General features: G+C 60.4%; 6 protein-coding genes and 6 pseudogenes. 6 read left to right on the forward strand and 6 right to left on the reverse strand.

The window, feature by feature from the left end; translation table 11 throughout:
• On the forward strand, positions 1-252 hold a 252-nt coding region (locus tag AC5ZFO_RS45985; RefSeq protein WP_496124002.1), incomplete at its 5' end, for a PLP-dependent transferase.
• Positions 253-830: 578 nt separating this feature from the next.
• Here the strand turns inward: AC5ZFO_RS45985 and AC5ZFO_RS45990 are convergent.
• Together AC5ZFO_RS45990 and AC5ZFO_RS45995 are read right to left on the reverse strand one after the other, a co-directional pair.
• Positions 831-1,316: a hypothetical protein gene (locus tag AC5ZFO_RS45990; protein ID WP_496124003.1), complete on the reverse strand. Its 486-nt coding sequence runs from the start codon at positions 1,314-1,316 to the stop codon at positions 831-833.
• A gap of 933 nt (positions 1,317-2,249) precedes the next feature.
• Positions 2,250-2,770, reverse strand: a pseudogene (locus tag AC5ZFO_RS45995) (IS21 family transposase); the annotation flags it as partial.
• A 301-nt stretch (positions 2,771-3,071) separates the two neighbouring features.
• Between AC5ZFO_RS45995 and AC5ZFO_RS46000 the strand changes: the two are divergent.
• Positions 3,072-4,348: pseudogene (locus AC5ZFO_RS46000) on the forward strand (IS110 family RNA-guided transposase).
• Here AC5ZFO_RS46000 and AC5ZFO_RS46005 read toward each other — a convergent pair.
• From AC5ZFO_RS46005 to AC5ZFO_RS46015, 3 genes and pseudogenes are all read right to left on the reverse strand, one after another.
• A pseudogene (locus AC5ZFO_RS46005) lies at positions 4,311-5,239 on the reverse strand (IS3 family transposase); the annotation flags it as partial. The pseudogenes AC5ZFO_RS46000 and AC5ZFO_RS46005 overlap by 38 nt on opposite strands.
• A 1,362-nt stretch (positions 5,240-6,601) precedes the next feature.
• Positions 6,602-7,036, reverse strand: coding sequence for a hypothetical protein (locus AC5ZFO_RS46010; protein ID WP_496124007.1), 435 nt, complete (start codon positions 7,034-7,036; stop codon positions 6,602-6,604).
• A 12-nt stretch (positions 7,037-7,048) separates the two neighbouring features.
• Positions 7,049-7,252: pseudogene (locus AC5ZFO_RS46015) on the reverse strand (hypothetical protein); the annotation flags it as partial.
• A 694-nt stretch (positions 7,253-7,946) separates the two neighbouring features.
• Here AC5ZFO_RS46015 and AC5ZFO_RS46020 point away from each other — a divergent pair.
• The gene (locus AC5ZFO_RS46020; RefSeq protein ID WP_496124004.1) at positions 7,947-8,219 is read left to right on the forward strand and encodes a hypothetical protein; all 273 of its coding nucleotides are present in this window, start codon (positions 7,947-7,949) and stop codon (positions 8,217-8,219) included.
• A 1,089-nt stretch (positions 8,220-9,308) separates the two neighbouring features.
• Positions 9,309-9,503, forward strand: a pseudogene (locus AC5ZFO_RS46025) (type II and III secretion system protein family protein); the annotation flags it as partial.
• Positions 9,504-9,534: 31 nt separating this feature from the next.
• On the opposite strand, the gene AC5ZFO_RS46030 reads toward AC5ZFO_RS46025, so the two are convergent.
• Positions 9,535-10,688, reverse strand: a protein-coding gene (locus tag AC5ZFO_RS46030) for an IS3 family transposase (protein WP_496124005.1) whose coding sequence is annotated in 2 segments (ribosomal slippage) — positions 9,535-10,439 and positions 10,439-10,688 — 1,155 coding nt in all. Because the reading frame shifts where the segments join, the coding sequence is not laid out codon by codon here.
• 21 nt (positions 10,689-10,709) lie between these two features.
• Between AC5ZFO_RS46030 and AC5ZFO_RS46035 the strand changes: the two are divergent.
• Both AC5ZFO_RS46035 and tnpA read left to right on the forward strand, forming a co-directional pair.
• Positions 10,710-10,910: pseudogene (locus tag AC5ZFO_RS46035) on the forward strand (secretin GspD/PilQ domain-containing protein); the annotation flags it as partial.
• 270 nt (positions 10,911-11,180) lie between these two features.
• Positions 11,181-11,693 (forward strand): IS66-like element accessory protein TnpA, encoded by a 513-nt coding sequence (gene tnpA, locus AC5ZFO_RS46040; protein ID WP_496124006.1) that lies wholly within the window; start codon positions 11,181-11,183, stop codon positions 11,691-11,693.
• Positions 11,694-11,822: the final 129 nt, after the last annotated feature.

Below are 11,822 nucleotides of genomic sequence, written 5' to 3' on the forward strand. Positions count from 1 at the left end.
TCGTTCGACATCGTCGGCGGCAAGGAGGCGGCGGTGAAATTCCTCAACGCGCTGCAAATCCTCAAGCTGGCGGTGAGCCTCGGCGGCACCGAGTCGCTCGCGAGCCTGCCCGCGACCATGACCCATTCCGGCGTTCCCGCCGACATCCGCCAGAAAATCGGCGTGCTCGATTCCACCATCCGGCTGTCGATCGGGATCGAGAACCCGTCCGATCTGATCGCGGACCTCGCACAGGCGCTGAACGCGGCTTGAGCGAGGGAATCAAAGTGGATTGGACGCGCGGCACGTCGACATGATCGCCGCGGCGGCCTCATTGCTCTGCGCGCCCGAGAGCTGCCGCACGAGGCAGATGTAATAGCCCATGCTGGATGCGTTCAGCAGGGAATCGCCGGCAGGCCGTCAATGTCACTCGATTTCGAGCCATTCGGAGACGGCGCGACCGGTGACCAACGAACGAAACCAACTCGCAATCGTCGCCTGGTCCGTGCTCGACGCGATCACCGTGCTCCCGCTTTGCATCCAGTTGAAGCAGTTCAGCCTCGGCTCACGCCGCGGGTCCAAGGCTTGCCAGTTCTTGGTTCCCAATAGCGCTGCGCCATCACGCAAGCGTGGGATATCATCGTGGTGTGGGTCAGCGTCGCAAGAGGAGGACCTTAGACGGCTATACAGTAGATGCAGCGAATAGGCGTTCGGTCCCCGCTGATGGTGCTTCTGATCAAAGCGCCCGCCTGGCCAGCGCCAGCATGCGTTCGAGGACACCAGTCGCAACAGCGTTCCGAAGAAAAAGTGCTTCGTTAGCCAAATGAGCGGATGCTCAGTCGTGAGCACCGTCATATCGTGGTCGGATCGAAATCGCGAGGTGTCCATTCCTCTCCGGGTTCTAGGTCAGCTAGGTCAATTACATGGCCCGTGCCTTCAACCGTCCACCCTCCCATCTTGGCCGCTCCCTTGTGGGTCGCCATGCGCTGGGAGATAACCACTTCATCTGTAGCGATGTTGTAGAGCTTCACTTTGTAAACGGTGGTCCGGGCCATCCCTATTTCCATTTGCTCTTGATCTGCGTCGTGGGCGTATCCCTGCACATGGATCAGCACTAATTTGCCCCGCCTAGGCAGCGGCGCAAGCTTGTCGAGGATGTGCTGCGGGGCTCCTTCTTTGATCTCTATGCCGTATCCGTAAACCAGCCCGTCCTCGTTAGCGATCTCGTGCATCGTATACTCGATTTCATTCAATTCGTCGGGCGTGAGGTCAAGTGCCGCGGCAATCGCCTCGGCTTCCTCACGGTCGTACTCATCTTCAAGCTGTCTGCTGCTCATTGTACACCACCCATCATCCCGAATGCCGTTTCCTAAAGATCAACTTCGTCTGCATCGGCTGCCAGCATATGCTCCAACGCCTTTACATAATGAGTGAGCGGTGAGATTCGATCGATTATCCTGGGCGGCGCTCGGAGCGACTGTGGCATTTGGCGAGGCTCCAAATTATCAGCGAGCGGAAATCAGTTCAGTCTCGGAGGTGGTTCAACATACTGTTGCACGCATTCTCGGCCGCAGCGAAGCTTTGGAGCGGCGAGCCAAGAATCCTGATCGAGCCACGGCTCTGGTCAAGTGGACGCCAGGAAGCGGCGTAGCCCGACCTTCCGCGGAAGCCAGGACCAGTCGGACTCTGGAAGCTGATCACGAACGAATAGCCGTCGCTGCTCGCACTCCATATTTTCATGTCTTCGACGGCGCGATGGAATTGCAGGGGCATCAGGCTCCGTTCGCCTGGTCGACCCGAGAACGAAATGCTTCGGTCGAAGGACGTGACGGGTCAATACGCCGGCAAATTGCGTTTCCTCGTCAAGCCATGGCATAGATCTGGAATTCTTAGCAGTTCGGCTTAATCCGACCCAGCCACCTGCCTCGATCCCGCACTTGAAAACTACAGATGTGAAGGTGTTCTGCGACGCAGAAACGCATTCCTTGGCATCGATTTGTTCTATGTTTGTCGTTTCGATCAACTGCCTAAGCCGGTAGTTGACTGTGACACGAGGCGTCGCCTTGTAGAGGATCTACCAGTAAGACCCGAGAAGCTCCAACCAACACTTCAGCAACTCCATCCATCCAAGTAGGAACCCTCGACCATTTTGACGAGCGACAGAGTGCCTGCCTGTACGGCACCGTAAACGAATCTTCGGCGCGACTGTTGATTGTAACGGGCTTTCCGCAGATCAATCGCCCCTATGCGGAGTTCGCCGCGAAGGTGTCGACGTGGGCGCTGATCCAGTCGGCAAGCCCCTGCGTCCGAGTCGCCTGCGCATAGGTCAAGTTCGAGGCGCCAAGCACGGCGACCGGCACGCCGATGCCCGCGTAGTCGACGAACAGTTTGTCGCCGGCCGCGTGCGACTGGCGCATCGTCACCGACAGGCGCCCCTCCCAGGCGCGGTAGAGCTCGCAGAAGCGTGAGTACCGGTATCCGCCGGGCTCGGCGGCAATGTATTCCTTCCACAGGATGGACAGCGTCACGAGCTTGCGCTTGAGCTCGCGGTGCACCGCCGCCCAGTCGGGCTCGGCGATACGGCGGTGACCCTGCCGGTTGCCGTTGGCGTTCTTGGCGAACAGACGGGCCTCCAGGGCCGCGTCCGTGAGTTCGTCGGGCAACGGCCGGCTCAGGCCTGCGGCCGGATGGTCAACCGCACTGTCGAGGGCGCCGCGCCCATCCGCCGCGCAATCTCGCGGCTCGGCAGCCCAGCCGCCTTCATCCCGATCACATCGCGCACACGGCGCATCGCAAGCCTCTCCGTCGGCATCCAGGGTCCCCCTTCGCAAAGCCGAAAGGGACGACCTATGGGAGGCAGAAGAGGCCGCGTCACCCGGGCGACATCATCCCGGAATCATGGGCGACTTCATCTCGGAATGGGTGGGCGACTTCCAATCGGAATGGTGGGCGAGAACATCTCGTAATAGCAGGCCATCGAGCGGAATCCGCACGTCTTATGTCGTCCGAATGGTCGTCCATTGTGAGCACCCTTGCAGAAGATGACTCTTCTAGCGGTGCAGCTCCCTTTCGCACTGACCATGGAGGGAGAGATGCGCATCATTGGCATGAACATCTATCGCGTGGCGGCCGAGGCCGTGGCGCTGCTCGAGGGACATCTAACGAAGCTCGGCCGCATTCCCATGACCCGTGACAGCTTGGGGCTTTCGCCAGGAAGGAACTCACCCATGACGATCACGTGGTCGTCGAGGCGACCGGCAATGCCGCGGCCGTTGTCGAAGTTCTGGCGCCGTATGTCGACCGTGTTGTCATCGCCAACCCGAAGCAGGTGCGGTTGATCGCGCACACAAAGATCAAGACGGATGCGATTGATGCCGCCGTGCTCGCGAAGTTGTACGCCACCGGATTTCTTCCGGAGGTCTGGGTACCCGATCAGCGCACTATGGCCCTGCGACGCCAAGTGGCGCGCCGTACGCAGCTCGTGCATCAGCGGGTACGCTTGAAGAACCTCATTCAGTCGATCCTTCACGCCCACCTCATTCCGCCCTGTCCACACCTCAACCTTGTAGGGATCAGCGGCCGCGGGTGGATCGCCGCCCAGATAGTCCCTGCCGACGAGCGTGCCACAATCGAGCGGCACCTGGCGCAGATCGACCTAATCCAGGGTTCGTTGAGGGAGGTCGAGGCGGATATCGCGCGTGAAGCGATGTCCGATCCGGTCATTCGGCGGCTGATGACGCTCCCCGGTGTGGATATGACGGTGGCTTCGGGCGTGGCCGCGGCCGTCGGCGACATTCGGCGCTTTGCCGATCCGACCAGGCTGGTAAGCTACCTGGCGCTAAACCCGAGCGTAAGGCAGTCTGGCGAGGGTTCCGCCTACCATGGCAGGATCACCAAGCAGGGCCGCGGCCAAGCTCGCGGAATGCTCGTCGAAGCAGCATGGGCTGTAGCCCGTTCGCCGGGACCGCTGCGTGCATTCTTCCAGCGCGTGGCTTCACGACGCGGCAAGCACATCGCGGCAGTCGCGACGGCGCGGAAGCTGACGATGATCATCTGGCATATGCTGACCAAGAGCACTGACTACATCTGGACCAGGCCGGCCCTGCTCGCGCGCAAGTTCCGGAGCATCGAACTGCGCGCTGGATTACCCACCAGCCATGCCAAGCGTGGATCGGCCTATGATTACAACATCCCCGCGAAGAGGGCTGAGGAACGAGCACGCGTGGAATCCGCCGAGAAGGAGTGCACGAGGTTCACGTCCCGGTGGCGGCAAAGCCGCGACCCCGACGAAGCAAGGCTTCTGCGACATAGGGCTTGCCTACAACATCCGTGTCGGTCGGCTTGCCGGGCCGCGAGAAGTCCAGAGTGACGCCGCGCTGGTAGGCCCACAGGTCAAGATCACGCGACACGAACTCGCTACCTTGATCGACGCGGATCGTCGCCGGGAATCCCACTTCCTTGCAGGCCCGTTCCAGGATCGCCACGACATCGGTGCCGCGGAAGGTGAACCGTGGCGCCAGCATCGGTGAGAAGCGGGAGAAAGTATCGACGATCGTGAGCACGCGCAGTTTGTGTCCGGTCGCCAGCTGATCGTGGACGAAATCCATCGCCCAGGTCTCGTTCGATCGTGTCGCCGGCCTGCGATCGTCGCGCAGCTTGGCCTTGACCCGGCGCTTGGGCGTTCTGTTGCGCAATTGCAGGCCCAATTCGCGATAGATGCGCCGCGTCTTGTTCTGGCCATGGCGCCAGCCTTCACGACGCAGCAGGACGTGAACACGGCGGTAGCCGTAGCGGATGCGAACATGGCAGATCTCCTTGATCTTCTGTTCGAGGGCAGCCTGGCCGGAGCGACGGGACTTGTAGTGGTAGGTCGAGCGGTCAAATTCGAGAACGTCACAGGCCCTGCGGATCGAGACCTGCGATTCGCTGCGGACCTCGTCGACCAGCTTGCGCTTCCGGCCAGGCTTCATAACTTTCGGCGGATCACGTCCTGCAGCATCTCATGGTCGAGCGACAGATCGGCGACCAGCTTCTTCAGCTTGGCGTTCTCCTCCTCGAGCTGCTTCAACCGTCGCATCTCGGTCGGCAGCAGCCCGTCATACTTCTTCTTCCAATTGAAGTAGATCGCCTGGCTGATCCCGGCCTTGCGGCAGACCTCCGCCACCGCACCCCCGTCGCTGCCCTGCTTCAGGATGAACGCCTTCTGGGCGTCCGAAAACTTTGAGGCCTTCTCGTCGTCGCTCCTCCCAGCCGGGTGGATTTACGCAGCGCAAACTCTAGCCAAAAATGGTCCGGTTTGCCGGGCCTCAGATCACAGATCACGCGCGGAAGTGGCAGGAGTGCTTCCCTGCCAACAACCTGGCGATGCATCCCTTCGCGGATTGCCTGTCGAGCGTCATTCGGACAACTGCCGAAACCGAACTCGCGCCAGTGAGGGCAAGGGGTCAGCGCTCGCTGGTCAACAAACCCACGACTGCGCAGGAGGCCCGGGGCTGTTGCGCGGAGTATCTTTCCGGGACGGCGGGCCGGGAACGATGGAACATCGAGGAGAGGGTGAGGGAAACGGCCCAGTTGTTCAAGGCGCTGGGAGTTTCCGATTTCCGGACGAAGGCGGCGCGTGAACTGCGCGACACCTCGTACGCCCGTCGTGGCATCAGTTCCCTTCACCAGGCGTCGCGCTATCGCGGGAAGGCGAACTACCGGGATGCCATCTACTCGCCTATGGGACCTCCGTACCGAACCAGCTGTCGGGTCTCGTCGACGACATGCTTGTCGTACTGAAAGCGTTCGCCGCCATGGCCGGCGCCTACTGCTCACTGCGGGTGGGCAAGACCGCTTGGATAGACTTCGCCGACGATCTAGATCGCAAGAGGGCCATTTCGATATCACCGAAGGATGTTTGGTGACCGCCGGCGGGTTGACCTGGAAACACGCCCGTGTTCGGCAAGAGGACGCATCAACGACGGCAGTGGATAGGCGCCGGTGCTGTCGGTGTCGCGGTTGCCGGTCGGCAGACCGCGCCACGTTCTTGAGGCTGTCCGCGCGCTTTTCTCGCCCAGCTACCGGGCAGCATCCCGCCACCCACGGCCGCTCTGCGCCAGCGGACAAGCGATCAGCGACGTATAACAGCAGAGCGCACCGGCGTATGAGCAATGGCTGAAGATGAGCAAAAACCAGCGTGTCGGATTGAGCGCCATAAACCTTGGTATCGTTCGGGCACCTCTTTAGATGCCTGACGTTTGCCAAGGTTCAATTGAGCCGCTGAACGAGATCGTCTTCGCTGCGGTACGAGGCTGGCTGAAGCGGACATCTCATTCGTCATCGCCGGGGTCGGCCGCTGATTAGCTAACCAGGAGGTCGCGGATTCTGTTTTTCGTCGGAATGGCAGTAGCCGAGGCGTGGCTAGACGCGCTCATGGAACCATTCGAGCTTGCGTGGTGCGAGTTTGAATATCAGCGGGTTCTCAAACAGCTTCGAGAGAGGGAGGCCGGGGCGACCCAGGGCCCACAGCTGCATCCCTCACGTAGGCGCCCGTCGGTTGCTCCGGGGCTTCCCCTTTAAGCAAACATCCCCGGTTCGAATCCAGCTCGGCGAGCCATTGCGGACAGCTCCGGCCGAGCCATTATCTTAGCGAACGGTAAAGCTTCTCGCGTCGCTCGCGTAGCTTGTCAGAGCCGATCAACTGCTCTGAGATCTCGCGGAACAGCCGGGCCTCATTCCCAACTCTTTGCATCCGCGTCACAGCGTGCTCGGCTTGCTCAAATGTGGGGCGCTCTCCAAGTAACCACTGCTTCGCGGTTGAGCTATCCCACTGCATGGCTTCTGCTCGTAAGCCCGGTAGTGCTCTTCGCTTCTCTATGAAACTTAGCATCGCGGCAAAGTTTTCCTCGCCAATTGGCCTGTCAGCTAGCGCGATCCAGAGCAATCCGATTAGGCCCCGCCTCGCCCGACTCATCACGGAGAGATGTTCATTCACCTCCGGCTTCTCGTCCGTGATGAACTGCCGCAAGAACTGTATCGGTTGACGAATTCGCACGCCCGTGTGGTGGTCGTACATCTCTCGGATCCTATCTGCTCGAAACGTCCGGTTATCTTTAACGCGAGAGCAGTAGGCTGCGATGTAGGTTCGACCGTCGTCCTGCGATACGTCCAAAATGATAATGACGCGCTCGGAAGCGGTCCTATTTCCATTCACGCACTCTATCCGGTAAGCGGGCCCAGGAACGGAGCCCAATGGCGGAAGCGGCTCATCAGGCACTTCCCGCGCACTCATGGAAGCCGTCAAACTAAGCCCACCGGCTTCGAACGTATCACGTGACGTCTCGACCCAGCCATCATCGGACGTCGAGTTGGCTTTCTCGACCAAGCAAAAAGAACTACAGCAGCGCCCAATAGCACCAGCAGACCTACAAGCTCATAGCTCACTTCCCAACTCTCCCCATCCCATCGGTCCGCGCTCCAGCGTGACCAACTGCGCGCGCTTGGATCTGAAGTACACGCGCGCATATGCCCCTAAAAGGCACCTAACTCACAGTTGATCGAATGCTGGCGTGGTCGCCACTCAAGGCCGCGATCGACCGGCGGAGGTGCTGCGAATGCAGTGGATCCGGAGCAGACAGCATGCGTGGCAGGACCTTGAGCCCACCTCCAGAACATCAACGGCGAGGCCACGCCTACCAGCCGAAGGAATTGACTCCGCAGCACGGTCGCTAAGGCAGGTTGTACTCTTTGAGGCTATCAGCGAACATGAGTGATGTGCGGATTGACACTTCGCGATGGGGGCGCGAGTTCGGGAAGAAGCCAAGTGGGCGCCTATTGGCGTTTCTGGATCGTCGCGCCCCGTATTACGGTCGAAGACTATGAATTCAGGACGGACATGCATTGACCTTCCCCGTCGCGTGTAGGGCGCAATGGAAACGGCGCGGCAACGCGGTTCGGATCAAGTCGTGCTGCTACCGTGAGGGACCATGACGAATTGGACGATCGAACGCATGGTTTACCGCAAGGCGCGCCGACGTGAGGTGTTCGTCGGCCATCGCATCAGTTCGGACGGCGGTAAGTCGTGGATCGAAGAAGGCGAACTTCACGCCAGCTTTGAAGATTCGTTCTCGCAGGTGACGCGCGAAGTGGACATCGAAGAGTACCAATCGCGCGTTGCCGCTGCACGCAAGATGTCGTTGATCATGCCGCTTCTGGCCGCGCGGCGGACTAATTCTAGCGATAGCCCATCGCGGCGATAGCCGATAGCTCCCCACTTCGACGTCCTGATGTAGCTGCCGACATAGTTGCGGCTGGGCCGCTCATCGCGGGCCCAGTATCCGGTCTAGCGGGGTTAACTCCTCGGCCGCACGGCCATCTCACAGGTCGTCCGGCAAGTCTGGGTGAATCCTAGTGGCTCCAAATTTCGTTGGCAGAGGACCCGGGAGCTTCGGCTATGCCAACGTATAGCTTTCGAAGGAGCGCCTCGCCTGCCATTCTTCTTGAGGCCGACGCGATGACTGGGACAGACAAGGCGCCGGAGGCCCAAGCTTTTTCTGCGATTTTAGGTCGTGTTCTGGAATGCGAAATTAGGATGGCGAAACTCATTTGAACAGATTCGAGTGTGACGAAGTGTGGGCTAAGAGGTTGGATTTAAATTGACTCTCGGCTCTCCTCGCTGGACCAAACGAGAAGACGAACTGCTGCGCAAGCTTGTTGATGCCGGCACGCCTGTGAAATCCATTTGCGAAACGCTCAATAGATCCGAGCTAGAGCTTCGCAGGCGCGGTTACTACATTGGCCTACCAAGGAAATGGTTCAAGCGAACAGCCAACATCTGACGCTGTGAGGCGGCGCTCAGCAATAGGCAGTTCTTCCTGAACCCAGCTCTCAGTATGGCGGCAGTCCGAGGGACGACCGAGCACACCCGCAGCGCCGCGACCTTCGCCTGGTTGCCGGGCGGGCCAGCAAACGGCAATTTCGCCTATCGGGAACAGCCCGAAGCGGTCGTCCGCGGCAATGTGCCCGGCCCTGTCGAGGCAGACTGCCGCAATGTCGACGCATCTAATCAAATGATCCGCGAGAAGCTCGACGCGGGTCGGCATAGCCCGATTGACAGCTGATTTGCGCCGACCCCGTCAATTGGACCGCAGCGTCATCCTATTCGACACCCAGCTTTGAGACGATCGACGAAACCAGGAATTCCGAACCCGATCTCGTTAGATGCAGCATGTCGCTCGCAACAAGGGATTTCCGACGCGCGTCAGGCATTCGCCCTTGTCGCAGAAAACGTCGCGCGCGGAAACACTCGACCCCCAGCGCGTCAGCGATGTTGCGCAACGTGAGGTCGCCTTATTAGGACCGCCGGCGGCGGCTCGGTGGACGTGCTGATCTCTGCATTGGAAACCAAAGGATTGGCTCGCAGGTTGGCGGAACCGAACTTGACCACTCTTTCCGGCGATGCCGCCCGCTTCCTTGCCGGCGGCGAGTTTCCAGTCCCGATCCCGACCCAAACGACGAACGGCTTTCCAACCATCACAATCGACTTGAGCTGCTGCCGGTTTGATGGACACCCGGTTAAGCTAATCCCACCTTGCGCTCGAACTCAACAGGGCTGAGGTATCCGATCGTGGAGTGACGGCGGACGGCGTTGTAGAACCGCTCGATGTAGTCGAACACATCTGCCTTGGCCTCGTTCCTGGTGCGATAGATTTTACGTTCGGTGCGCTCGGTCTTCAGCGACGAGAAGAAGCTCTCCATCGCTGCGTTATCCCAGACGTTGCCGGACCGGCTCATGCTGCAGACGATGCCGCTGTCGGCCATCAGGCGCTGGAACTGTTCGCTGGCGTATTGGCTGCCCCGATCCGAGTGATGCATCAGGGCATCCGGCTTGCCGCGTCGCCAGACGGCCATCAACAGGGCGTCCGCGACCAATTGCGCTGTCATGCTGGCGCTCATCGACCAGCCGACCACCCGGCGCGAGAACAGGTCGATCACGGCCGACACGTAGAGCCAGCCCTCGCCGGTCCAGATATAGGTGAAGTCGGCGATCCACTTCTGGTTTGGCCGCTCAGCCGCAAACTGCCGGTCAAGAAGGTTCGCCGGCACGTTTGCGACCTGACGATCGCCTTCGTCCTTCGGCAGACGGCGGCGCCGTGGCCGCGCCCGCAAGGCCTGCAGGCGCATCAGTCGCTCGATCTGGTGCAGACCGCACTCGACACCTTCTGCCAAAAGGTCTCTCCAGACACGCCGCGCCCCGTAGGTGCGGTCGCTGGCAAGGAAGCTTGTCTTCACCTGCTGGCCGACCTTCTCGTCACTTCGGGATTTGGCGCTGGGCGATCGGGTCAGCCAGGCATGGAAGCCCGACCGGGATACGCTCATTGCTTCGCATAGCCATGCCACCGGCCAGATGTCCCGGTGCTTCGCGATGAAGCCGAACTTCATGTCGCTTCCTTCGCGAAGTAGGCTGCGGCCTTTTTTAGGATGTCCCGCTCGGCCTTCAGTTTGTTGACCTCGCGCCGCAGCCGCTCGATCTCCAACTGCTCAGGCTTCATCTGCCCATGGCCGGGGAAAGCCTGTACAGGGTCAGTGCCAAACTCCTTCACCCATTTGCGCAGCACGTTCTCATGGACGCCCAGATCGCGGCCGGCTTGTGCCACCGATACCCCGCGCTCCCTGACAAGCTTGACCGCCTCGATCTTGAACTCTCGGCTGAACTTACGTCTCTGCATGACCTACCTCCGGCTGTATGAAACACCCAATCCGGGTGTCCATCAAACCGGCAGCAGCTCAACTACAAGAAGTTCGGTGTCGAGTTGGGCTTCGTCTCCACCGTGCTCTCGCGCGGCGTGATCAACCTTCGGGTCGAGCCGTCGGTCAGTGAACTTGATTTCGCCAATGCAGTGACGATCCAGGGGACGACCGTTCCAGCCCTGACCCGCCGCGATGCACGGTAAGCATCCGGTTCTCGCACATCTTTCGAGAACGAATTGACGTTCCATATCGGGTTCTCTGCAGCATGGAGAATCTCTTGTGGGGCGGAAACATTATGAGAACAGAGCGCGCCGGATCTGGTGGTCAGTGCACATCGTGACGCGCGCAGCCGTGCCGTCCAGGCGTTCTGAGCGATGCATGTTGAGGCGATGACGTGGGCCGGAATGAGCGTACGGGCGTACGCCAAGACACACGGACTATCGCGTTTTGGGCTACAGCGGTGGCGCAATTTGATCGATGCCAACGAGGTGGACATCGACTGGCGAGCGCAGCTTCACCCCAGTGCCCGGGCGCAAATAAGCACTAGTGTTAGCAGCGCTGCTAAGAAGTCTGCAGTCGAAAGCAGCTTGACAGGAGCCTCGAGCGTCACCCCATCCGACGACGGACGCAGCAACCGGCGTCGCTTCAGCAACGAGGAGAAGCTCGCGATCGCACGCGAATCCGAGGCTCCAGGTGCCAGCGCCGCCGAGGTTTGCCGGCGCCACGGCATCGTCAGCAGCATGCTGTTCCGGTGGCGCGTTCAGTTCGGATTTGGCCGACGAGCGCGCTCGGATTTGGCTCGGGTCGAGGTCGCAAACGCAGCGTCGGACGCTCCTTCGCCCCTCGTTCTGCATGATCTGTTGCAGCCACCAGATGGCATGATGGCGGTCGAACTGGCCGACGGACGGCGCGTCTTCGCACCCACTGACGCTGATCGGGATGCCGTCCGTCGACACGTCGCCGAGCGGGAGACGGCTTCATGATGATCGTTCCTGCGGGCGTAAAGGTGCACCTGGCTCTGGGTTACACCGACATGAGAAATTATGCGGAGCCCACGATTATGCGGAGTGTGCGGCCGTTCAATCCGAGACCCACTTCGTTATCAACAGTTT

The organism is Bradyrhizobium sp. Unk1, from assembly GCF_059512345.1.